At 31.1% G+C, this 22,915-nt stretch carries 29 protein-coding genes and 1 tRNA gene; 15 read left to right on the top strand and 15 right to left on the bottom strand.

Translation table 11 applies throughout. The features are described from left to right. Position 1 precedes the first annotated feature (1 nt). The 3 genes from HA141_RS03200 to HA141_RS03190 all read left to right on the top strand — a co-directional run bounded on the left by HA141_RS03200 (position 2) and on the right by HA141_RS03190 (position 4,042). Positions 2-985 carry an NAD-dependent epimerase/dehydratase family protein gene (locus HA141_RS03200; RefSeq protein WP_209116833.1) on the top strand — a complete coding sequence of 328 codons (984 nt, stop codon included), beginning with the start codon at positions 2-4 and terminating at the stop codon, positions 983-985. Between the two features lie 59 nt (positions 986-1,044). After that, positions 1,045-1,395, top strand: coding sequence for a plastocyanin (gene petE / locus HA141_RS03195; protein ID WP_012007398.1), 351 nt, complete (start codon positions 1,045-1,047; stop codon positions 1,393-1,395). A gap of 64 nt (positions 1,396-1,459) precedes the next feature. Then, positions 1,460-4,042, top strand: a complete 2,583-nt coding sequence (locus HA141_RS03190; RefSeq protein ID WP_209116830.1) for an ATP-dependent Clp protease ATP-binding subunit — start codon at positions 1,460-1,462, stop codon at positions 4,040-4,042. Between the two features lie 49 nt (positions 4,043-4,091). Here HA141_RS03190 and HA141_RS03185 read toward each other — a convergent pair whose 3' ends face one another. Continuing rightward, positions 4,092-4,562: a 6-carboxytetrahydropterin synthase gene (locus tag HA141_RS03185; protein ID WP_209116828.1), complete on the bottom strand. Its 471-nt coding sequence runs from the start codon at positions 4,560-4,562 to the stop codon at positions 4,092-4,094. 63 nt (positions 4,563-4,625) lie between these two features. Between HA141_RS03185 and hisIE the strand changes: the two genes are divergently transcribed. From hisIE to HA141_RS03165, 4 genes are all read left to right on the top strand, one after another. Further along, positions 4,626-5,291: a bifunctional phosphoribosyl-AMP cyclohydrolase/phosphoribosyl-ATP diphosphatase HisIE gene (gene hisIE, locus HA141_RS03180; RefSeq protein ID WP_209116826.1), complete on the top strand. Its 666-nt coding sequence runs from the start codon at positions 4,626-4,628 to the stop codon at positions 5,289-5,291. A 160-nt stretch (positions 5,292-5,451) separates the two neighbouring features. After that, positions 5,452-6,375, top strand: coding sequence for a sigma-70 family RNA polymerase sigma factor (locus HA141_RS03175; RefSeq protein WP_209116824.1), 924 nt, complete (start codon positions 5,452-5,454; stop codon positions 6,373-6,375). A 39-nt stretch (positions 6,376-6,414) separates the two neighbouring features. Next, complete coding sequence (locus HA141_RS03170; protein ID WP_209116822.1) at positions 6,415-6,783, top strand: YkvA family protein; 369 nt, start codon at positions 6,415-6,417, stop codon at positions 6,781-6,783. Then, on the top strand, positions 6,784-7,104 hold the full coding sequence (locus HA141_RS03165) for a hypothetical protein (RefSeq protein ID WP_209116820.1): 321 nt from the start codon (positions 6,784-6,786) through the stop codon (positions 7,102-7,104). It begins immediately after the preceding gene. A gap of 231 nt (positions 7,105-7,335) precedes the next feature. On the opposite strand, the gene HA141_RS03160 is transcribed toward HA141_RS03165, so the two are convergent. Beyond that, complete coding sequence (locus HA141_RS03160; RefSeq protein WP_209116818.1) at positions 7,336-7,605, bottom strand: YciI family protein; 270 nt, start codon at positions 7,603-7,605, stop codon at positions 7,336-7,338. A 96-nt stretch (positions 7,606-7,701) separates the two neighbouring features. Here HA141_RS03160 and HA141_RS03155 point away from each other — a divergent pair, with 96 nt between their 5' ends. Then, entirely contained in the window at positions 7,702-8,058 is a 357-nt protein-coding gene (locus HA141_RS03155; protein ID WP_209116816.1) for an AbrB family transcriptional regulator, read from the top strand. A gap of 21 nt (positions 8,059-8,079) precedes the next feature. Here HA141_RS03155 and trpA read toward each other — a convergent pair whose 3' ends face one another. From trpA to pyrC, 5 genes are all read right to left on the bottom strand, one after another. Continuing rightward, positions 8,080-8,955 carry a tryptophan synthase subunit alpha gene (gene trpA / locus HA141_RS03150; RefSeq protein ID WP_209116814.1) on the bottom strand — a complete coding sequence of 292 codons (876 nt, stop codon included), beginning with the start codon at positions 8,953-8,955 and terminating at the stop codon, positions 8,080-8,082. A 26-nt stretch (positions 8,956-8,981) separates the two neighbouring features. Continuing rightward, entirely contained in the window at positions 8,982-9,302 is a 321-nt protein-coding gene (locus HA141_RS03145; protein WP_209116812.1) for a DUF3007 family protein, read from the bottom strand. A gap of 4 nt (positions 9,303-9,306) precedes the next feature. Beyond that, positions 9,307-9,540: an NAD(P)H-quinone oxidoreductase subunit L gene (gene ndhL, locus HA141_RS03140; RefSeq protein ID WP_209109770.1), complete on the bottom strand. Its 234-nt coding sequence runs from the start codon at positions 9,538-9,540 to the stop codon at positions 9,307-9,309. A 70-nt stretch (positions 9,541-9,610) separates the two neighbouring features. Continuing rightward, positions 9,611-9,696 (bottom strand) — tRNA-Leu (locus tag HA141_RS03135). Positions 9,697-9,795: 99 nt separating this feature from the next. Continuing rightward, on the bottom strand, positions 9,796-10,845 hold the full coding sequence (gene pyrC / locus HA141_RS03130; RefSeq protein ID WP_209116810.1) for a dihydroorotase: 1,050 nt from the start codon (positions 10,843-10,845) through the stop codon (positions 9,796-9,798). A gap of 118 nt (positions 10,846-10,963) precedes the next feature. On the opposite strand from pyrC, the gene HA141_RS03125 reads away from it, so the two are divergent. Then, entirely contained in the window at positions 10,964-12,043 is a 1,080-nt protein-coding gene (locus tag HA141_RS03125) for a calcium/sodium antiporter (protein ID WP_209116807.1), read from the top strand. A 2-nt stretch (positions 12,044-12,045) separates the two neighbouring features. Here the strand turns inward: HA141_RS03125 and gorA are convergent, their stop codons facing one another. Further along, the gene (gene gorA / locus HA141_RS03120) at positions 12,046-13,410 is read right to left on the bottom strand and encodes a glutathione-disulfide reductase (protein ID WP_209116805.1); all 1,365 of its coding nucleotides are present in this window, start codon (positions 13,408-13,410) and stop codon (positions 12,046-12,048) included. Positions 13,411-13,462: 52 nt separating this feature from the next. Between gorA and HA141_RS03115 the strand changes: the two genes are divergently transcribed. Further along, the gene (locus tag HA141_RS03115) at positions 13,463-14,692 is read left to right on the top strand and encodes a glutathione S-transferase (protein ID WP_209116803.1); all 1,230 of its coding nucleotides are present in this window, start codon (positions 13,463-13,465) and stop codon (positions 14,690-14,692) included. A 9-nt stretch (positions 14,693-14,701) separates the two neighbouring features. Here HA141_RS03115 and dnaA read toward each other — a convergent pair whose 3' ends face one another. Then, positions 14,702-16,096: a chromosomal replication initiator protein DnaA gene (dnaA, locus tag HA141_RS03110; protein ID WP_209116801.1), complete on the bottom strand. Its 1,395-nt coding sequence runs from the start codon at positions 16,094-16,096 to the stop codon at positions 14,702-14,704. Between the two features lie 193 nt (positions 16,097-16,289). On the opposite strand from dnaA, the gene HA141_RS03105 reads away from it, so the two are divergent. After that, positions 16,290-16,901: a TIGR04282 family arsenosugar biosynthesis glycosyltransferase gene (locus HA141_RS03105; RefSeq protein ID WP_209117904.1), complete on the top strand. Its 612-nt coding sequence runs from the start codon at positions 16,290-16,292 to the stop codon at positions 16,899-16,901. A gap of 5 nt (positions 16,902-16,906) precedes the next feature. Continuing rightward, on the top strand, positions 16,907-17,587 hold the full coding sequence (locus tag HA141_RS03100) for a TIGR04283 family arsenosugar biosynthesis glycosyltransferase (RefSeq protein ID WP_209116799.1): 681 nt from the start codon (positions 16,907-16,909) through the stop codon (positions 17,585-17,587). A gap of 3 nt (positions 17,588-17,590) precedes the next feature. Here HA141_RS03100 and HA141_RS03095 read toward each other — a convergent pair whose 3' ends face one another. The 3 genes from HA141_RS03095 to hisG are packed head-to-tail and all read right to left on the bottom strand — an operon-like array spanning position 17,591 to position 20,563. Continuing rightward, positions 17,591-18,121 (bottom strand): GNAT family N-acetyltransferase, encoded by a 531-nt coding sequence (locus tag HA141_RS03095; RefSeq protein ID WP_209116797.1) that lies wholly within the window; start codon positions 18,119-18,121, stop codon positions 17,591-17,593. After that, on the bottom strand, positions 18,121-19,914 hold the full coding sequence (locus tag HA141_RS03090) for an ABC transporter ATP-binding protein (protein WP_209116795.1): 1,794 nt from the start codon (positions 19,912-19,914) through the stop codon (positions 18,121-18,123). The genes HA141_RS03095 and HA141_RS03090 overlap by 1 nt, the downstream gene beginning before the upstream one ends. 4 nt (positions 19,915-19,918) lie before the next feature. Then, positions 19,919-20,563: an ATP phosphoribosyltransferase gene (hisG, locus tag HA141_RS03085; RefSeq protein WP_209116794.1), complete on the bottom strand. Its 645-nt coding sequence runs from the start codon at positions 20,561-20,563 to the stop codon at positions 19,919-19,921. Between the two features lie 40 nt (positions 20,564-20,603). Between hisG and gloB the strand changes: the two genes are divergently transcribed. The 3 genes from gloB (at position 20,604) to HA141_RS03070 (ending at position 22,074) form a co-directional block, all read left to right on the top strand. Beyond that, the gene (gene gloB / locus HA141_RS03080) at positions 20,604-21,344 is read left to right on the top strand and encodes a hydroxyacylglutathione hydrolase (protein ID WP_209116791.1); all 741 of its coding nucleotides are present in this window, start codon (positions 20,604-20,606) and stop codon (positions 21,342-21,344) included. A gap of 24 nt (positions 21,345-21,368) precedes the next feature. After that, positions 21,369-21,761 carry a Rid family detoxifying hydrolase gene (locus HA141_RS03075; protein WP_209116789.1) on the top strand — a complete coding sequence of 131 codons (393 nt, stop codon included), beginning with the start codon at positions 21,369-21,371 and terminating at the stop codon, positions 21,759-21,761. A gap of 85 nt (positions 21,762-21,846) precedes the next feature. Next, positions 21,847-22,074 (top strand): DUF3136 domain-containing protein, encoded by a 228-nt coding sequence (locus tag HA141_RS03070; protein WP_209116786.1) that lies wholly within the window; start codon positions 21,847-21,849, stop codon positions 22,072-22,074. Positions 22,075-22,080: 6 nt separating this feature from the next. Here the strand turns inward: HA141_RS03070 and HA141_RS03065 are convergent, their stop codons facing one another. The 3 genes from HA141_RS03065 to HA141_RS03055 all read right to left on the bottom strand — a co-directional run bounded on the left by HA141_RS03065 (position 22,081) and on the right by HA141_RS03055 (position 22,914). Continuing rightward, positions 22,081-22,320 (bottom strand): 4a-hydroxytetrahydrobiopterin dehydratase, encoded by a 240-nt coding sequence (locus HA141_RS03065; RefSeq protein ID WP_209116784.1) that lies wholly within the window; start codon positions 22,318-22,320, stop codon positions 22,081-22,083. A gap of 75 nt (positions 22,321-22,395) precedes the next feature. Then, positions 22,396-22,644, bottom strand: a complete 249-nt coding sequence (locus tag HA141_RS03060; RefSeq protein WP_025969106.1) for a carboxysome peptide B — start codon at positions 22,642-22,644, stop codon at positions 22,396-22,398. Positions 22,645-22,662: 18 nt separating this feature from the next. Further along, positions 22,663-22,914, bottom strand: a complete 252-nt coding sequence (locus HA141_RS03055) for a carboxysome peptide A (protein WP_002805244.1) — start codon at positions 22,912-22,914, stop codon at positions 22,663-22,665. Position 22,915: the final 1 nt, after the last annotated feature.

Here is a 22,915-nt window from a genome sequence, read left to right as displayed (position 1 = left end):
CTTGGCATATAAAAACTTATTAATAACAGGTGCGAATGGATGTGTTGGCCAATATTTAGTTGATTGGTTTTTAAAAAACACAAAATTCAGGCTTTATCTCATGGTAAGAGACAAAAGTAAGTTGCCAATTTCTGTTCAAAAAAATAAAAAAGTCAAGCTAATGGTGTGTGATATCAGGGAATCAAGTAAGTATAAAAAAGAAATTAGTCAAATTAATTACCTAATACATACTGCTACAGCTTGGGGAGATCCAAGAAGAGCCTATGAAGTAAACATTAAAGCTTTTGAAGGATTACTTGAAATGGTTGATATTGACAAGTTAGAAAAAATTATTTATTTTTCAACAGCTAGCATTCTTGATACCCAAACAGAATTAATGAGGGAATCATTGATTTATGGAACAGAATACATTCAAACAAAATATGAATGTTTCAAGAGACTTAGAGAAAGCACATTTGCAGAAAAAACTTTCGCTGTTTTCCCTACCTTGGTTTTCGGAGGAAATCTTGGAATAAAAAGTAAATATCCTGTGAGTTATTTAACTAGTGGATTGAAAGAGATTGAAAAATGGCTTTGGATAGCAAGATTTTTAAAACTGGATTCTAAATTTCACTTTATACACGCAAATGATATCGCTCAAATTTGTGGGTTTCTAATCAAAAATTATAAAGAAGAGCAATACAAAGGCTTTAGAAAATTTGTCCTAGGTCAAAAATTTATTTCAATTGACCATGCCATAATTACACTTTTAAAAAGAAATAATATGAGAAGATATTTTGCTATACCTCTTACAAAAAAAATTCTAAAAATATTATTAAGAATTCTTCCCATCCAAACTACCGCTTGGGATAGCTTCAGTATCAAGAAATATGACTTTAATCATGTCCCCATCACTAATCCAGAGACTTTCAAACTTAAAAGTTATGCAAAGTCACTGAATGATATTTTAAGGTTATCAAAGTTACCAAGCTGTAATAACAATTAAAATTCTCACAGTTAGGCTCCCAAAGCCTTGTAATATATATAAATAAGTAAATTTAAATTATGTTACGTTCAATCTTTGCAGGGTTATTCGCAATAGTTTTAACTCTAGGTCTAGGAATTTCATCAGTTTCAGCTAAGACTGTTGAAGTGAAACTTGGAACGGATGCTGGAATGCTTGCATTTGAACCAAGTACAGTAACCATTAGTACTGGTGATACAGTTAAATTCGTCAATAACAAATTAGCTCCTCATAATGCTGTTTTTGATGGACATGAGGAATTAAGTCATGCAGATTTGGCTTTTGCTCCAGGAGAGTCTTGGGAAGAAACATTTGATACTGCAGGAACTTATGATTACTATTGCGAGCCTCATAGAGGAGCTGGAATGGTAGGTAAAGTTATTGTTGAATAAACCTTTTAATATTTAAGTACATTTTCACTTAATATTAACTACAGTCATAATTATATTTTGATTGATGAAAATAGTCCCAAGCGAATTTTCAAATTCTGCTTGGGGCTATTTTATTTTGGCCAAAGAAATTGCCTATAAAAATCATCAACAAAACGTAGACTCTGACAATTTATTTTTAGCTCTTATAAAACAAGATAACCTTACAAAAAAAATCTTAAAAAATAATAATGTAAATATCAAAGAAATTGAGAAAGAAATAATGTCTTCATTAAATTTGAAGGCAAAAATGAAAAACAAACAAGATAATTTATATATCGGTGATACTCTTCACAAAGTATTTTTGAAAGCGAATGATATTAAAAATACTTTAAATGATGTAGTGATATCAACAGAACACTTAGTTTACGGTTTGACTTATGATAATAACTATGGATTTCAAATTTTAAATCAAAAAGGCATTCCAGAATTTCTTGAAACTATAAAGAAAATGAAGTCAGATCCAGCATTAAAAAACGAATTTGATACTTCTACTGAGTCTTTGGAAAAATATGGTACTGATCTAACTCAATCTGCACGAGATGGAATTTTAGACCCAGTTATAGGAAGGGATGAAGAGATTAGAAGAACAATTCAAATACTGAGTAGAAGAACAAAAAATAATCCGGTTCTTATTGGAGAACCTGGGGTTGGTAAAACGGCCATTGTTGAAGGGTTGGCTCAAAGAATTATTAATGGCGATGTGCCTTCTGCCTTACAAGATAGGCAACTAATTTCATTAGATATGGGTTCACTTATAGCTGGGGCGAAATATCGTGGAGAATTTGAAGAAAGAATAAAAAATGTCCTGAAGAGAGTTAAGGAATCAGACGGGAAAATCATTCTTTTTATTGATGAAATTCATACAGTTGTTGGAGCTGGTGCTAGCGGAGGTTCTTTAGATGCGAGCAACCTATTAAAACCAATGCTTGCAAGAGGAGAACTTAGATGTATTGGTGCTACAACTATTATTGAACATAAACAAAATATAGAAAAAGATCCTGCTCTAGAACGAAGATTTCAGAAAATAAAAATTGATGCTCCTTCAATAGATGATACTGTATCAATATTAAGAGGATTGAGAGAAAGGTACGAAGTACATCATAGTGTGAGAATTTCTGATAATGCTTTAGTTGCAGCTGCAAACCTTAGCGAAAGATATATTAACGATAGATTTCTTCCTGACAAAGCAATAGATCTAATCGATGAAGCAGCCTCAAGATTAAATATGGTCATAACTTCCAAACCTGAAGAAATTGATGAAATTGATCGAAAAGTTCTGCAGTTTGAGATGGAAAAATTATCTTTAAAAAGAGAAACAGATGATTTTTCTGTAGAAAGATTAAAAAAAATCAACAATGAACTTTTATCCCTCAAAGATAAACAGGCAGAATTAAGCGCTAAATGGAAAAAAGAAAAAGATGAAATTGATGAGATTAGCACCATAAAAGAAGAAATTGAATTTGTTCAATTGCAAATAGATCAAGCCAAAAGGAGTTTTGACCTCAACAAGGCAGCAGAATTAGAATTTGGAACTTTAAATTCTTTACAAAAAAAATTAAAAGAAAAAAGTGAGTGTCTAGTTAATTCTCAGAAAAACGGAGAGACAAGTCTTTTAAGGCAAGAGGTTACTTTTGATGATATTGCAGAAGTGGTCTCAAAGTGGACCTCTATTCCAGTACAGAACTTAAACCAGTCAGAAAAAGATAAACTTTTGAGCCTCGAGTCAATCCTTAAAGAAAAAATTATTGGTCAAGATAATGCAATTAGGGCTGTTTCAGATTCCATTAAGAGATCGAGGACTGGTCTAAATGATCCAAGCAAGCCATTAGCCAGTTTCCTATTTTTAGGTCCAACTGGTGTTGGGAAAACAGAGCTGAGTAAAGTAACAGCCAAAATTATATTCGATTCAACTTCTTCAATTACAAGATTAGATATGTCTGAATATATGGAAAAGCATTCAGTAAGCAAAATTATAGGTGCGCCCCCTGGATATTTAGGTTTCGAATCTGGAGGACAATTAACTGAAGCAGTGCGGAAAAATCCTTATTCGTTGATACTTTTAGATGAAATAGAAAAAGCACACAAAGATATTTTAGATATTCTTTTACAAGTTCTAGATGATGGAATTATTACTGATGGGCAAGGTCGTACAATCAATTTCAAAAATTCAATCATCGTTATCACAAGTAATTTAGGTAGTCAATCAATTAATGATTTATCAGTTAGAAAAGAAGATACAGATGAAATTAAAAAAATTGTAGATAATGAACTTAAAAAATTTTTCAAGCCTGAGTTTTTAAATCGACTTGATGAAATAGTTATTTTTAATAATTTAGAATTAAAAAACATAAAAGAAATTGCAAAAATCCAGCTTCAAAATTTAGAAAAAAGACTTAACAAAAAAAACTTAAAATTAAAAATTACGGATGAGGCGATTAGCCACCTTGTCGAAAATAGTTTCGATTATGCCTATGGGGCGAGGCCTTTAAAAAGAATTATTAAAAAACAAATTGAGACAAAAATTTCAAATAATATATTGAATAATCATTACCTTAATAAAGACGAAATTAATATTTATTTGGTTAATGGAGAGATAATTGTTGATTAAAGATCTAAATTAAAGAATTCTAGATGGCTTGAAATTTGCCAACTTTAATCTAAGTTTTGAACCAATCAGGAATTTGCTCATAACTTGCTTTATTAGATTTATTTTCTTTTGATTCTGTTTTCCAACAACAGGTTCTACCCTTATCCTTGTCCTGCAAGTATTCATTAGCCCATCTCCAAATCAATTCAGAAGTGAACTCCATTCCAACATTATCCATAATTCTTAGATCTAAAGCATCTAAGTCATGTAATTTTTCCCAGTAATTCAACAAAGGATCATCTTTATTTACTAAAAAAGTATGGTCAAATTGATCCTTTAATCTATTTTCTAGAGGCTTTAGACTTGAAAAATCCACAACAAAACCATTTAGGTCTAACTTTTTTGCAGTGAACCAAAAGGTGAATGATCTTGAATATCCATGCACAAATCTGCAGTGGCCTTCATGGCGCCATTGCCTGTGTGAACAGGGAAAATCCTCGTAACTTTTGCTGCATGAAAATTTCAAAGAATGAATATACATCAATTAACTGTTAGGATAATTTTTAATAAAACACAATTAGTAGGATTTAACATAACGAAAATAATGACTTATTCAACTAATTTTTCGATAGAAGATCTACGCTTTGATAATTATGGATTAATCCCTGCAATAGCACAAGATTGGCTTGACGGATCAATTCTTATGCTTGCTTGGATGAACAAAGAATCGTTGACAATGACACTTGAAACCAAAAACGTTCATTACTGGAGCAGGTCAAGATCAGAAATTTGGAGAAAAGGAGCTACAAGCGGAAGTACCCAAATACTCAAAGAGATAAGATTCGACTGCGATAATGATGCGCTAATCCTTTTGATTGAACAAAATGGTTCAGGAGCATGTCACACTGGGGAAAAAAGTTGTTTTTTCAACGAAATCCAAATTAATCAAAATCATAAAAAAGAGAAAAAAACAACTCCCTTTTCAAATATTTGCTCCGAATTATTTAATACAATTAACGAAAGGTCAATAAATCCATCAGAAAAAAGTTACACAAATCATTTATTAACAAAAGGCAGTAATACTATTCTGAAAAAAATTGGAGAGGAATCTGCAGAATTTATAATGGCTTGCAAAGATAATGATAAAAATTCAATCTCAAATGAAGCTGCTGATTTAATTTATCATCTGCAAGTAGCCCTTATGTATAAAGGAGTTCATTGGAGAGATATACTTGCAGTTCTAGAATCAAGAAAAAAAATAAATAATTAAAATTTTGAATTTATAATTTTTACCTAAATATTAAAAAAAATGTTAATAAGCTAATTAATATATTGTTAATTAATTATTAATTAATTATTAATTAATTATTACATGTATGGCTTATTACTGAATTGACTATAAGTTAAATATATCCACAACGAGGTAAATCGTGAGTTCATTAAGCGATTTTCTTGGTGAAATTGGTCGCCATCAACTTTTGACTCCCGAAAAAGAACTCACCATGGGCAGAAAAGTCCAAGAGATGGTAATGCTTGTCAATAGATGTCAAGAGGCAGGTGGTAAAGGCGCTGCTTGTGAATATTCAGAAGATGAAAAAAAGAAGATCAGAATTGGTGAAAAAGCAAAAAATGAGATGATAACAGCCAACTTAAGATTAGTTGTGAATCTTGCTAAAAGATATCAAGGGAAGGGATTAGAATTGTTGGATTTAATTCAGGAGGGAACTTTAGGCCTTACAAGAGCTGTAGAAAAATATGATCCCTCTAGGGGGCACAGATTTTCCACCTATGCTTATTGGTGGATCAGGCAAGGATTAAATAGAGCATTATCAACTCAAAGTAGGACCATTAGAATACCAGTGAATATAAATGAAAAACTTACAAAATTAAGATCAGCGAAATCAAAGCTTATGCAACTTAAAGGTATTCCTCCTAATAGCGCTGAACTGGCTGAAGAAATGAAAATAACTAAAGAGGAAATTGATGAACTCCTCTCTTGTGAATTGAGGAGTATTACTGTCAGTCTTCAAGGTACTGTTAAATCAAAGTCAGATCCTTCAGAGTTAGTTGATATTCTTCCAAGTGATCAAACTCCTCCAATGGAGTTAGCTGAATTAGCCGAGAGGACAGCCTCTGCTTGGAAGTTATTAGATAAAGCAAATTTAACTGAAAAAGAAAGAAAGATAGTAAGCCTAAGATTTGGCTTAGACGGCTCAAATGAATGGAGAACTTTAGCTGAAGTGGCTAGACATATGAGCTGTAGCAGAGAATATTGCCGACAAGTTGTTCAACGTGCTTTAAGAAAACTTAGAAAAACGGGAATACAAAATGGATTGGTTGATAGTATTAGCTAAAATTTTAAAGACCAAAAATTTTAAATTTCGTTTATAAAGATGAAAGAGAATTACAAAAATCAAGAAAAAATATATGATGCCGAAGTTTTAGAAAGTTCAACATTTGATGAGAATATCATTATCAACATTCTTATTAAAGCTGGGAGAACAATTGCCAAGCCTGCCCTAGAAGTTTTGGAATTGGCTTTAGATCCTTATACTCCAGCACAAGTAAGAGTTTCATTAATGGCTGCGTTAGCATATCTAATAATGCCATTTGATCTTTTCCCGGACTTCATACCATCAGTTGGTTTTAGTGATGATTTTGTAGCCCTCACAGCAGTACTTAGTATATGGAGCAAGTACATGACTCCTTCGATAAGAGCAAAAGCAGAGAATAAGCTCAATAAGTTATTCCCTTTTTTTTGAATGAGTAAATTATCTCAACAGGAAGAAAAAGAACTCATCTCTTTTATTAAAGATTGGTTGAAATCTCATGGATTTAACCAAAAAGACTTAGCAAATGAATTCAATATAAAATCGAGTAGAACGTCTCAGATTATTCTCAAAATTAAAGAGTTATATAAAAAAGGTGGAATGTTCAACATTGCAAAAAATCTTATAAAGATTGAGCAAAAATGGTTAAACAATATCAAGAATGATTATCGAGAGACAAAACAAACTCCGCCATATAATCAATTAGATCTTGACTCTTTAGTAAATCAAATGAATCAAGACACTAGTGAATAGATATTATTTAAAATGCTTTATTTTATTTAAAAATATTCTTTTCTATTAACAAAGATATTTTACAAATAATATAAATGCTTGAATATTAAACCTTTAAAAGAAATTCATTTTAATTCCTATATAAGATAAATAATGAAATTATTAATGCAAAAATTTTATATATTTTCTTTTAAATATATTCTTTTTTCAATTAACAGTTAATAATTACCGAAAGATGTTTATAAATCATATTTAGAAAGCCTGAATCCAGGGATAAATATCATACTTAATCCATATACCTTTTTCCCAATATATATCCTCCTCAATAAGATCTTTCAACTCATTTTTATCATTTGCATTAAAAATTCCAAACAAATATTTAGTACATTTTGTTGGCCCTAAAGTAACTAAAATATCTCTATCTTTTAAATTTTTAAGTCTATTTAGATGTTGATCACGAAATGGTTCCCTTTTAATAATTGCATCTTCACAATACTTCCCAAAAACTACAAACTTTTCCATTTAAAAGATAAATAATAGAATAAATATATTCTAAATAATTGCATATATTACACACAAATTGCTATGTTATTTAATACAACTTTCTTTTAATTAATTATGCTAACTGGTAGCGATCTCCTTGCAAAAGTTAAAGAACTTGGTGATGTTAGCAAATCTGACTTAGTTCGTTCTTGTGGATATGTTTCCACTAAGAAAAACGGAGGTGAACGCTTAAATTTTACCGCATTTTATGAAGCGCTTTTAGAAGCAAAAGGGGTTAACTTGGGTGATTCTGGAGTTACAGGTATTGGGAAAGGTGGAAGAAAACTTAGTTATATAGCTACAGTTCAAGGCAATGGAAATCTTCTGATTGGGAAAGCCTATACAGCACTTCTTGATTTAAAAGCAGGTGATGAATTCGAAATTAAGCTGGGAAGAAAACAAATCAGATTATTACCTACAGAAGAATCTTAAAGACAACAAAAATTAAATTGGTTACATCTTTTTAGTTAATAAATTATCTTTATATTTATCTTTTTGATCAGCAGCAGAACGCATTTCTTTACAAAATTCACCAACATGATAAACGACATCTTTTTCACTTAAAGTAGAAATTCGTTTTACAAATGCACTCCCAATAATCACGCCATCTGCTCCCCACTCACGAACTTTATTAACATGTTCAGGCGTGGATATCCCAAAACCGACAGCAATTGGATTGCTATTTACATCTTTTAATTTAGCAATGAGATTTTCAACTCTATTTTCCATTTTATTTCTCTCACCAGTGACTCCTGTAACACTTACCAAATAAGTAAAGCCTTTTGTATGATTGGATATTTGTTTCATTCTTTCAAATGGAGTAGTTGGAGCTACTAATAAAATCAAGTCCATAGAATGGTAACTAACTATTTTAGAAAATTTATAAGCTTCCTCTAAAGGTAGATCAGGAACTATTAGTCCAGAAACTCCAGCATTAGATGCAATCTCACAAAAATTTTCAAAGCCAAAACATAGTAATGGATTTAAGTAAGAAAAAAGAATGATGGGAATATTTAATTTACCTTTTAAAGACTCTAAAAGTTTAATTACTTTTCTTAGGTCAGTACCTGACTTTAAGGCGCGAGAGGCCGCCACTTGAATAACAGGGCCGTCTGCAAGTGGATCACTGTAAGGGATACCTAATTCAATAAGATCAGCTCCATTTTCTTGTAACTTTAATAGAATCTCAGAAGTTATTTCAATATTGGGGTCTCCAGCCATTATAAAGGGCATCAAAGCTAATTTTTTATTATTTTTTAACTCACAAAACTTCTTATCTATCTTAGATAAAGATTCATTTTTAGAAATTTTCATTTTGTTATCTTTCATGATTTTAGATTTTTTCTATGAAAAATTTATGGATTTTTCTCTAAATCTTCCATTAGTTTTTGCTGCTCTTCCTTTGACAATGCATTGAATTTGGTTTCTAGTTTATCATTAACAACTTTTTCATACTCTTTTCTATAACGCTTCCTTTGTTCCATAAACGTCATTTTTCCATTTACAACTCTATAAACATAAGATGTTACCCAAGTAATAACAATCAAAATTAAGATACAACTTGAGAGTGTAGTAGCTGTAAAATTGTCGATACCAATTTGCGGTGCAAATTTATAACTAATTAATCCTATTAATGAAAGAAATAAACCTATTTGTATAACTTTACCTTTAGTCAATTATTTACCCTTTACCACTTCCTTTTAGTCTGAGATTTAAAAATGGAGAAAATAAAATTAAACCTGGAAAGAAAAGGAATACAAGACCATAAATTCCTAATCTTTCAAATTTGCCCATAATATTCCATCTATTATTCATCCAGTAAAAAAGTAATAATGGAATAACTAATAAATAGATAGAAATAATTCCAATATAAGCAATTAAAGTAGCGAATGAATTATTGAAAAAACTTTCCATTTTGATTTATGGTTGCTTAGTTAAAACATAACAACTATTGGAAGTTATCGTCAGAACTAAAAATAAATAATGGGAGTGGGGGGACTTGAACCCCCACGAGCTAAATCGCTCGACGGATTTTAAGTCCGGCGCGTCTACCAATTCCGCCACACTCCCTCTAGAATTTCCGCTATTTAATCGTAGCCGAAAGCAACCCATTTAACCAAGAAAAATTGGAATATTTACACTTTTAATTGTCAGATTAAATCTAATTTTTTAATTTACTATTCCTTCTACTTGCCATTGTAAAGTTTCACCTGCATGAAATGGTTTTATTTTTCCGACGATATTTTTTTCTTCAACAACATCAATAAACTCTTTAATTTTATTAGGTCTATAAACTAATTTTAATTTTTCTTTATTTGGGGGTACATTATAAAAATTAGGGCCATTCAAACTTGCAAACTTTTCAAAATTATTTAAAGCATCTTCCTCTTCGAATACCTTTAGATAGCTAGCTATTGCTACTGGCGAATTAAAAATACCTGCACATCCACAAAAAGCCTTCCACTTCCTAAGATGTGGAGCAGAGTCAGTTCCCAAGAAAAAACATTTTTCCCCACTTGTGGCAGCTTTCCTTAAAGAGAGTCTATTATTTTCCCTCTTAGCAACTGGTAAGCAGTAAAAATCACTATTTAAGCCTCCAAAAAACATTGCATTTCTATTTATATGTAAATGATGCGGAGTAATAGTAGCTCCAATATTATTTTCTTGAACAAAATTCACTGCATAAGAGGTAGTTATATGTTCTAAAACTATTTTTAATTTTGGAAATCTTTTAGTTATTTGAGAGAGTTCTTTATCTATAAAAACTTCTTCTCTATCAAATATATCTACTTCAGAATCAGTCACTTCCCCATGAATTAAAAGAGGCATTCCAGAATCTTGCATTAATTCAAAGATCTTATATAGATTTTCTATTTTCCTAACTCCATGACTAGAATTTGTTGTGGCATTGGCAGGATACAATTTTGCTGCGAAAAAGACATTATTTTTAAAACCATTTATTAGTTCCTCTTTATCAGTCTCATCTGTAAGATAGATTGTCATAAGTGGTTCAAACTTAGAACTTTCTGGTAACGCTTCAACAATAGATTTCTTATAAGAAATAGCGCTATTGATTGATATTATGGGACTTTTGGTATTTGGCATGACAATGGCTCTTCCAAAATAGTCTGAAGTAAAATGAATGATATTTTGTAATACAAGACCTTCTCTTAAATGCAAATGCCAATCATCAGGTTTTATTATGGTTAAAGTCTTCAAAATTTTTTCTATTTAATCAATTTTAACAGCAAATTAAAATTGACAATAAATTATAGATATTCGAGGATAGTTATATACCAATTATGAAATTTTTTATTATCTAAATAAAAGCCTAAATATGAGTGATTTTTTATTTCCAATAATAGAAATAGTTTTAGGCGTAGTTCTACTTTTTGCTGGAGGAGAGTTCTTTGTTCAAGGAGCCATATTTCTATCTTTAATTTTAGGAATACCTCAAATAGTAATTGGGTTAACAGTTGTTTCTCTTGGAACAAGCTCTCCTGAGTTGTTAGTAAGTTTAAGCTCAATTTTAAAAGGCAGTGACTCGCTTGCGGCAAGCAATGTAATTGGAAGCAATATTTTTAATGTTCTCGTTGTTTTGGGTATAAGCTCATTGATAAAACCTCTTAAGGTAAAAAGCAGAATAGTCAGAAGAGATGTGCCTCTTTTAATGGCAATTTCTTGTGCAGTTTGGGCGATGTCATCAACAGGCTTATTAACATTGCAAGCAGGGATATTTCTAATATTTTGTTTAATCTTAAATACAATATGGGAAATCAATACCATTAATGAGAAAGGAGAGGAGACAAAAGATGCTGAACCAGAGATAAAAGAATTAAAAGATAACTATAAAGGGAAGCTAAATATTTTATTGAAGTTAATATTAGGAATATTTCTTTTAAGCTTTGGTTCAAATATTTTAGTAAATGGTTCTCAAAAGCTTGCTACTCTTTTGGGTGTAAATGAAATTGTTATAGGTTTAACTATCGTCGCCACTGGAACATCTTTACCAGAATTAGTAACTTCAATAATTGCTGCATTTAAAGGCAAAACAGATCTTGCTATTGGTAATGTAATAGGAAGCAATTTGCTCAATCAACTTTTAATCCTTGGAAGTTGCAGTATTTTTTCAGGATTTAAAGGTTTAGTAATCGAACAAAGTCTAATAAAAGTTGACTTGCCTTTTATGGTTTTAACTACCTTTGCATGTTTACCAATTTTTTGGAGCAAAGGGAAAATTACCAGAATTGAAGGATTTATTTTGCTTAATCTTTATATTTTCTACATTCTCGATAAGATACTTTTCCTGTGTAGATTTAACTTCCTTTCTGAATTAAGGATAGGTTTTTTTATTTACTTTGCATTACTTATAGTGTTTCTTATTGTTCAAGAAAAATTAAAATTTTCTAATTCATAATTTTATCCATACATAGTCACAAATTCTTCTGAGATAGTTGGATGCAAAGCCATAGTAATATCAAAGTCTTTTTTTGTTATCCCTGCATTTAATGAAATTGATACCATTTGAATAATCTCAGATGATGTTTCTCCAAACATATGACATCCTAGGACTTTGTCAGTTAACTTATGAACTACAATCTTCAACATACATTTTGATTTATTCTTTCTAAAGGTATTAGACATAGGTGTAAATTTACATTTGAAAACTTTTATATTTTTTTCAGAGTAAATCTCTTTAGCTCTTTTCTCACTTAAGCCAACTGTTGAAATTTCAGGAATGGTAAAAACGGCCTTAGGGATATATTCATAATTTACTCTTCTTTTTTTGTCATTAAAAAAATTATCCGAAAAAACCCTCCCTTGTTCTATTGCTACTGGAGTTAAATTTGGTTTATTGATGATATCGCCAACTGCAAAAATATTTGCGTTGCTTGTTTGATTAAGTTCATTAACATCTAAATATTGGCCATCCATTTTTAGATTTAGAAAATCTAAATTTAGAGGCAAAAGATTTGGTTCTCTTCCTGTAGCAATAAGAATATTATTAGTTAGGAGTTTATCCCCCGAGTCTAGGGTAGATTCCAAATTTCCATTTACTCTGTTGATGGACTTTAATTCAGTATTAGATATTATATTGATTTCAGTAAAAGTAGTTGATTCCTCTAGGCATGAAGAAAGATCCTCATCAAAACCATTAAGTAAATGTTGACCTCTAATTAATTGAGTAACTTCAGTACCTAAATTTCTAAAAATAGAAGCAAATTCACAAGCAATATATCCTCCTCCTACTATTAATATTGATTTGGGAAACTTTTCTAATTCAAAAATATCATCACTAGTCCATGCCAAATCTACCCCGGGAATATTTAATTTCTTTGGTTTACCTCCAACTGAAATAAGAATTTTTTTGGAACTTATTTTATTTTTAATTTTCTTAGTTTTTGGACAAATAATTTCTAATTCATTTTGAGTCGTAAATCTTCCTAAGCCCTCAAAAACAGTTACCTTCAATTTTTTTAAAGAATTTCTATGTAAATTACTTAATCTAGAGACCTCCTCTCTAACATTCTTCAATAAAATATTCGATTCAAAATTAATACCTTCATTTTTTAATCCATATCCTTCAGAAGAATCCATATTTTTTTTACTTTTAGCTGCATAAACCATCAATTTTTTAGGAACACATCCCCTTATCACACAAGTTCCTCCTATTTGATTTACTTCTATGATTGCGACTTTTGCTCCATAACTAGCCGCACGTTTAGCCGCCGCGAGACCTCCAGATCCAGCGCCAACAACAATTAAATCAAATTCAAATTTCAAGACTTTTTTTAATCAACTATTATAACGTTAGTTTATAACCTTAATTTGGATAATGAATGGGATTTTGACATGGGATGATTTAAATAAATTTGAAGTTGAAGATCTTGATAGAGTTCATGGTATAAATAATTCCTACGCAAATTTAAGATTATTTGGGCATAGTGAAAATGATGTATTAGTTACCCTTTATAGGGATAGGCATTCTTGGTGTCCTTACTGTCAGAAGATATGGTTATGGCTTGAATTCAAGAGAATTCCATACAGAGTCAAAAAAATAAACATGTTTTGCTACGGTCAAAAAGAAAGTTGGTTCCTTGAAAAAGTAAGATCGGGGAAATTACCTGCAATTGAATTTAAAGGGCAAGTTATAACAGAAAGCGACGATATAATAGCTTTTTTAGAAAATAAATTTGGAGCACTAGGATCTTTTATAACATCTAGTCACCTTCTCAATATTAGAAAATTGGAAAGAGAAATTTTCAGGTCCTGGTGTAATTGGCTCTGCCGAGAAAGCTCAAATTTTATAGATAATTCTTTAAGAAAAAAAAGATTTAAAGAATCCATTTCAAAACTCGATGAAATCTTGAGCAGATCAAAATCAGGTTTTGTTGATCCATCAGTATCTAATACAGGTGATGTAGAGCCTGGTGTTGGAGATATAATTTTTATTCCCTATATGGAGAGAATAAATGCCTCACTGATTTATTTTAAAGGGTTTAATTTAAGATCTAATTACTGTCATGTAGATAACTGGCTTACTCTTTTTGAAGGGACAAGTGCTTATAGAGGCACTCAAGGAGATTTTCATACTCACTCTCATGATCTACCCCCACAAATGGGAGGATGTTATAAAGAAAGCAATGAACAACAGATTACTTTTTCTAAGCTAATAGATACCGGGGAGGGTCTAGGTAGTTATGAATTAAATAAAAATTATGATTCAAAATATTTCGCAAAAATTGCTCTTAAAAGAGTAATTAAGCATAAAGACAATTTAATAAAAGTAAACCCATACAATAAAGAATCCTTTGAGGAATCATTGAGATCAGCTTTGACTCATATGATAACAGGAGAAGTATTGATCCCTAAAAAACTTTCAGGAATCTCTCTAAGATACTTAAAAAATAGGATCTCAGTTCCAAGAGATATGCCAATTATTTCAGCAAGGTTATTAAGGAAATCATTAAATAAAATTGAATCTCTTAGTGATATCAATGAAATAGATAAGATACCTTTCCGGCATAGATATGATCAAGATCCTAGAAATTTTACTTCTGATTAACAGTAAAAATTATAAATTTTTTCTTGAATCTATTTGAAGTAAATCCCTTATTTTTTGAACTTGACTTGCAATATTAGGATCAATAGACAATTTTTTTTCAACTTGTTCAATAGCATACATAACTGTTGTATGGTCTTTCCCCCCAAACTCATCTCCAATTCTTGGTAAGCTTAGATTTGTTCCATGTCGCATAAGATACATGCCTATTTGCCTAGCTTGACTTACTGGTTTTCTCCTACTTGAACTAATCAATTCATCAGTAGAAACTTTAAAGAAATCTGACACTTTTTTAATAACTTGTTTTGGAGTAACAACTACTCCAACACTATTCGGATCAAGCATTGGAGCAATTGATTGGACTGTCATTGGCAAGCCTGTTATTGATGCAAATGCAACAGCTCTAGTAAAGGCTCCTTCCAATTCTCGAATATTGGAAGTGAATCTTCCTGCTATAAATTGGATTAAATCTCTGGGAAGACTCATGCTTTCTTGTTCTGCCTTTTTTTGAAGAATGGCCGTCCTCGTCTCAAGGTCAGGTGGTTGAATATCTGCAGTCATCCCCATTGAGAACCTAGAAATTAATCTCTCTTGAATTCCCGACAATTGATTTGGGGGTCTATCACTTGCAATAACTATTTGACTTCCAGATTCATGAAGAGCGTTAAAAGTATGAAAGAATTCTTCCTGTGTATACTCTTTGCCTTCTAAGAACTGTATATCGTCTATTAAAATCAAATCTACATTTCTATATTTATCTCGAATAGCAGTCATTCCATCTCTACGAATACCACTAATAACATCGTTAGTAAAAGTTTCGGTGGATACATATTTAACTTTTGCTTCTGGATCTATTTCTACTCGATAATGGCCTATTGCTTGCATTAAATGAGTCTTACCAAGACCTACTCCTCCGCATATAAATAATGGATTGAATTCTCTCCCAGGAGATTCGGCAACTGCTAAAGCTGCGGCGTGAGCCAACCTACTATTTGGACCTACAACAAATCTTTTAAATACGTAACGTAAATTTAAACCATTAGGATTTTTGAATTGACTTTTTGAAGGATTATTTTGGTTAATACTAGAAAAAGATCTTATTTTATGATTACTGTTCTGTTCGTTAGGTTTTTCTTCATTTATTAAATCGCTGGTAGTATTTGTTTCAGATTTAAAAACAACTTTTACATCATGGCCGCAGATTTCTTTTGCAGCTTTTTCAATAGTTTCACAATAATTCTTTCTTAACCAATCACTGGAAAATGTATTTGGAGCGATTAAGGTCAATAGGCCATTTTCAAAACAGTTAAATTTAGCAGGCCTTATCCATGTCTCAAATGAAGGCTTACTTAAAGTTTTTTGGAGTAATTGTTGAACTTCCGCCCAAATAGGATTTGTTGCTTGCAAAGTTTTATTATCTAGATTATTAATCTAGTTGGAATTTAATAATTGGCCATTATCAAATCACAAGATCACGACAAATTTAAAATTACTTAACAAAGCATCAACTATCTTTATAAAGATAAATTTTATATTTTTTTTTAGGCATATAATTATTTTAAATCTCACTAAAGTATTGGATAAAGCATTACTTATTATCATGGCAAAATGGCATGGTTTTGGAAGATGCAAAACAAGATTATCCAAAGATATAGGTAAAAGTAATTCTGCAAAAGTACAAAGTGTGATGACCAAACACACTATTTCAGTCGCAAAATTTCTCCAAGGAAATAAACTAATCGATATTTCTATTGCCATATCTGGTTTGGGGGTTAGTAATTGTAGAAAATGGTCTAGAGAATTAGGTATCAAAAAATTTAATTTACAGGGCAAAGGGTGTTTGGGAGAAAAAATGAAAAGGCAAATAATTATCAACAAAAAATTTTGTGCTAGAAACAATATCAGAAATATTATTTTTATTGGTACTGACCTTCCAGATTTATGCCATCAAGATATATTAAATACCCTAAGAGAGCTTCAACAAAATGATCTTATTTTAGGACCATCCAATGACGGAGGATATTGGCTTATTGGTTTATCAGAAAAAATAACGTCATCGCATATTTATTTACCTTTTATCAATATTAAGTGGGGGACAGAAAATGTTCTTCAAAATACAATTGATAATTTTGTTTCTAAAAAATTGAAATATAAGTTTTTAGAAAAAAAAATAGATATAGATACAATTATTGATATTGAAAATAGAACGTAATCTACTTGTCTAAAATCTCAATTATCGTCCCCACTATCAATGAAGCCAATAATTTGCCATTATTGCTTTCAGACTTGTCGACTATTGATAAAGACGGAGAAATTATTATTGTTGACTGTGGTAGTGAAGATAAAACTATTGACATAGCTAATATTTATGGAGCGAAAGTATTAATATCCAAAGAAAGAAATCGAGGTTTACAATTAGATATTGGAGCTAGGAATTCAAAAGGAGAATGGCTCATATTTTTGCATGCAGACACAAGATTAACTCATGATTGGTTTAGAAAAACAAATTCATTTTTGAAGGGAAATAAGAATAGTATTTACTATTTTAAATTTAAAATAAATAACAAAAAGATTATTTATAGAGTTCTCGAAACTCTTGTAAATTTAAGAAGTAAATATTTTAAACAACCGTATGGTGATCAAGGTTTAATAATTCATAAATCAATTTATATTAGGAATAATGGTTTTAGAAAGATTCCTATAATGGAGGACGTAGATTTTTTTAGGAGATTAAACAATAAAAAAGATCTACAGCAATTAAATTTACCTATTTTTACAAGTTCAAGAAAATGGGAAAGGACTAATATTTTCCTTCAAGCATTAAAGAACTGGAACTTTAGACGAAGATGGTTAAAAGGCGAATCCACAAAATCTATATATTCTGACTATTACAAGTAATAATTAATTTGCATACCAAAAAGCGCATTTTGAGCCTCTTGGTTCTAGTATCCAACCTTGTCTTTTGTAAAATGAAACCACCTCTGCATCAGCAAAAAGTGTAACTTTTGAAATGCCAATATTTTTTAATTCTTTAAGGATATATTTCATTAACTCTTTACCCAATCCTAGTCCTTGATAGACAGGATTAACGGCTACATCCCAAACTGTCGCCTCTAGAATTCCATCGCCAGTGCATCTTGCAAATCCTACTAGCCTAGGAAAATTATCGTCATGACGCCATAAACCAACAACTAAAATACTAAATTCTAGAGCCCTTTTAACCCTTCTTATTGGTCGTCTGCTCCAACCAACAGTTTGCAAAAGTTGATCTAGTTCAATAAGATCTAGATCTTTAGTTTTACTACATACAAAAATTTCTTCTTTATTTTTTTGAGTGAATTCATAAGAATTCAAACCATAGATATCTAAAAGTTTATCTTTAGGGATAATATTGGATTTTTTTATTGATGAACCTTGGTTTCTAAAAATCATTAAAAGTTAACAAATCCTTTTTGTTGAAGCTCAGAGAGCTGAAAATATAAACCCTTTTTCATTCTTAATTGACTATGTGTTCCCTCTTCAACTAATGATCCCCCTTTTAAAACTAAGATCTTATCAGCACTTTCAATAGTTGCTAATCTATGAGCTATTACTAAAGCTGTTCTTTTTTTAAGAATTCTTTGAAGATCTTTTTGCAAAGTAGCTTCAGTAGAGGGATCCATAAACGCTGTAGCTTCGTCCATTATCAAAACAACAGGATTTCTAATTGCTACACGTGCTACTGAGAGAAGTTGTCTTTCTCCGGAAGAGAGATTTCCTCCTCTTTCTCTAAGAAAAGTGTTCAAACCATCTGGTAATTTTTTTAATAAACTTTTTAATCCTAATTCTTTACAAAGATTTTCTAATTCAAGATTGTCTATATTCGCATTTAGTTTCAAATTATCTGCAACATTTCCACTAAAGATAAAGGTATCTTGTAAAACTACTCCCAACATATTTCTAAGTGTTGCTATGGGAATATCTTTTATATCTATATCATCGATTAGAATTTGGCCTGATTGAGGTTCATATAATCTACATAATAATCTAATTATAGTTGTTTTACCTGAACCAGTTGGGCCTACAAAAGCTACATGCTCTCCTGGATTGATTATGAAAGATAAATCCCGTAGGATATATTCACCCTCTTTGTAGTAGAAGTCAATATTCTTAAATTGAATCTTACCTTTAAATTGCTTATTTGCATTTTGAGCATCTTTTAAAAAATGCTTTGCGGAAATAGAATCTTTAATCTGAATTTCTTCATCCAATAATTCATTTATTCTCTCAACGGCTGTTAAACCTCCTTGAATCTGAGTAAATCTCTCAGCAAGCTGTCTTAAAGGTTCAAAGAGTCTTTGGGAATATAAAATAAAAGTTGTTAATGTTCCTAAACCAATATTTCCAGAAGTAACAAAATACCCTCCAACCGCTAAGACCAAGGAAACTGCGGCAAGCGAAATCCACTCTATAAATGCTGAAATACTACTGTCATAAAAAATTGTTCCATTTACTGCTTTCTTATAAGCATCTCCAGTATTAGAAAATTTCTTACTATTAAAAGCCTCTCTTCTGAACATCTGAACGACTTCTAGACCTTGGATATTCTCTTGAAAATCAGAGTTAAGTTGAGACAACTCTTCTCTTACTTGATAATTCGCCCTTCTATAGCGTTTTTGAAGCCAAATAATGAAATATGAAACTGGGATTTGAGTCAAGAGTAGTAAAATTGCGAGTCCTCGATCAATCGAAAACATTGTCAATGAAATCACTATCAGGCTTACAAAGTCAGCAATAACTCCAACTGCTCCACTACCAAAAACCTCGGCTAAAGCATCAACATCATTGGTTAATCTCGTTAATAATTTACCTACAGGCATTTTATCGTGATACCTAAGAGACAAAGATATTGAGTGATCGAACAGTTCTCTTCTTATTCTTGCAGTTAATCTTTGTCCGACTGCTTGGATATTGTAGGTTTGATATCCTTGCAAAACTAATCTTAAAATAACCGAAACAAGCAAGGTTAAGATTATGGCGTTGATAGACTGTCCAAAGAGAGTTTTACTTAGCCAAACATCTGTAGTTTCGTTCTTGAGAATGGTAATTGCTTGACCAACTAATAATGGTTGAATAGCTCCAGAGAAGGAAACGGGTAACAAAACTATCAGGATTAGATAGATTGTTTTTTTATCTTTAGTTAAATATTTACCTAACTTTTTAATCCTTCTAAAATCATTAAACATTAAGCTATTTTTCTATAACATTAATTGATTCTATTGATAAAATTGTATCTCTGAGATGATTATCATCTAACCTCATAGATAAAGGATTTCCAATAAGTCTTGCACTCGAGTAGAAAAGATCATCTATTTTTATTAAACCATTCTCTTTAAGCGTCTTTCCGGTTGCTACTAAATCAACTATTGCCTCTGCCATACCTGTAATTGGGCCAAGCTCGACTGATCCAGTCAAATGAACTATTTCTACAGGAATACTTAATTCTTCAAAATAAGATCTTGCTGTTTTTATAAATTTACTTGCTACTTTGCAATTTGCTGGAAGATCAGTTGGTTTTAAATAATTGCTATTTTTCTTAACCGCCAACGACATATGACAACCCCCAAATCCTAAATCTAATAACTTTGCAACTTTTAATTCAGATTCTCTTAGAACGTCGTAACCAACAATACCCAAATCAGCCTGACCATAACTTACATAAACAGGAACATCTCCATTTCTTACTAATAAAGCTTTAGCCCGTTTGCAATTTGATTCGAAGGTTAATGATCTATTTTCTGCGTCCAAAGCGTCAGAGAAATCTAATCCAGCTCTTTTAAAAGTTGAAATTGAATCTTTTAACAGAGCTCCTTTCGGTAAAGCTATAGTAAACATAGATCAATTTCTTCCAAGCACTCTTCATTCTAAGTTAACAATGGATTTTAATAAAGCTCGAAATATAATCGGACTTAGAGTTTTAAGTGATAACGTCATATGGTTGTGGGAAAAAGATAAATCCGTTGTGGTTGTAGATCCATCTGTTCACGAACCAGTAATTAGATATTTAGATGAAAACAATTTTCACTTAAAAGCTATTTTGCAAACTCATCATCATTCAGACCATATTGGAGGTACGAAGTCTCTTATTGAAAGATGGCCAAATGTAAAGGTGATTGCTTCCTCTAAAGAAAAAAAGCGAATACCTTTTCAAAATGTGTCAGTAGAGGATGGAGAGACATTAAATATTTTAGGTGAAGAAGTAAATATAATTGAAGTATTAGGGCATACTAGCTCACATATTGCCTTCTTTTTGACTGGGGAAAATCCTATTCTTTTTATTGGTGATACTTTGTTCTCTGGAGGCTGTGGAAGAATTTTTGAAGGAACTTATCAACAAATGTATTCTTCACTAGAAAAAATCAAATCTTTACCAAAAAATACTCTCATATATTGTGCACATGAATATACTAAGACAAATATGTTGTGGGCATTGAATCTCAAGCCTAAAGATAAAGATATAAAAAATAAACTTTCAGAAGTTGAGAAAAAACTTTCTCTTAATGAATTAACAATTCCATTTTTACTTGATGAAGAGATGAAAATAAACCTTTTCTTAAGAGCAAAAAATTTAGAAGAATTTACTTTTTTAAGAGCAAATAAAGATTTATGGGTTTAAATAAATAGGTATCTTTATAAACAAATGTCTTCCAAACAAGTAATTAAAACATCAAATGCTCCAGATCCAGTCGGACCTTATAATCAAGCAATAAAAGCTGGAGATTTTATCTATTGTTCTGGTCAAATTGCTATAGACCCAGCTTTAAATGAAATAACATGTTTAGGTGATATAGAGAAGGAAACTCTACAAGTTTTAAAGAATCTCGCAGCAGTTCTTAAAGCTGGCGGAGCCAAAATAGAGGATGTAATAAAAACAACTATTTACTTAACCGACCTAAAAAATTTTCAAATTGTCAATAAAATTTATAGTGATTTTTTTAATATAGAGAATCCTCCAGCAAGGGCCTGTGTGGAAGTTTCATCTCTACCAAAAGGAGTTTTAGTTGAGATAGATTGCGTTGCATTCTTAGATTAGTTTCTAATTATTTAGATTTTTTAATTGAAATCAAATATTGCGCCACTGACATATAGATTATTAGTTATCAATTCTACTTTGATCTATGACAGCAGCAAAGCTAAATATAGACGAATTAGAAGCAGGATATCCACTATTTTGTAAAGCATTAAGATTATTAATTCTAAAAGGAAACTCAATTAAAGAGATCAAAAAGACCGTTTGTTGGGGACACCTCGAAACTTTAAATAGATGCCTACCTGGTAGATATAAAGCCCCCACATATTTAATGGCTTTAATCAAAAGAGATATTGCCAAGCCAAATAATTATTAAAAAAGACTAATCTTCTAAATAAAATTTATCAATATCCTTTGAAAATTCTTTTTCCTTATCTGATATTTCTTTATTATCTAAAAAAATTGAAAGACTTACAAAATTCTTACCGAAGCTGATATTTGGATAGATATCCCTTTCTTTACATAATTTCTCAATTTCTCCCATGAATTTACTAATTTTTGAGTATTGATCAAATTCAAATCTTTTTTCAATCCTCAAAGGTGATTCTCTTTCATTCCACATTACATTCTTCTTTCAAGACTAATTAACACTATACATTCAAGAAAGTTTCTAAATAAATTTTTGAGGTTAAAATTTTTAGTCACTCTCCCAATAATCAATAATACCTCCAATTGTTAAATCGGTTTGAACTTCTGGATTAGGACATGCGAATCTGGCGGCAGAGCCACTAGAAGTAAAAACCCAGTTACCTTCTCTAGCACCAACAGGATCAACAGCAACTAATTTCTTTCCTTTATTATTTTCTAAAATTCGTAAATTCATATGACCTAAACCTGCCACTCTTTGAGTGCATACCATCCTTCCTAATACCTTCATAATTTCCAAAATTTATATCCTCCTTTTTTATGACTTGTCAGGATCCCAATGATCAATTATTCCAACAATCGTTAAATCGCTTGGATAAGATTTACTTCCTGCGGCTTCCCTAGCAGCAGAACTTCCAACACAAATAACCCAATCTCCTGGCTTACAGCCAACAGCGTCAACTGCAACTTTATTAGAAGAACCATCTAATACAACCTGCAGATGTTTGTGTTCGAAACCAGGAATCCTATTGGTAGAAACAAGTGGTTTTACAACCTTGCAAATCAACATA

It is taken from the genome of Prochlorococcus marinus XMU1402 (assembly GCF_017696205.1).
Taxonomy (GTDB): Bacteria; Cyanobacteriota; Cyanobacteriia; order PCC-6307; family Cyanobiaceae; genus Prochlorococcus_A; species Prochlorococcus_A marinus_AC.
This window is presented reverse-complemented; position numbering and strand designations above follow the sequence as displayed.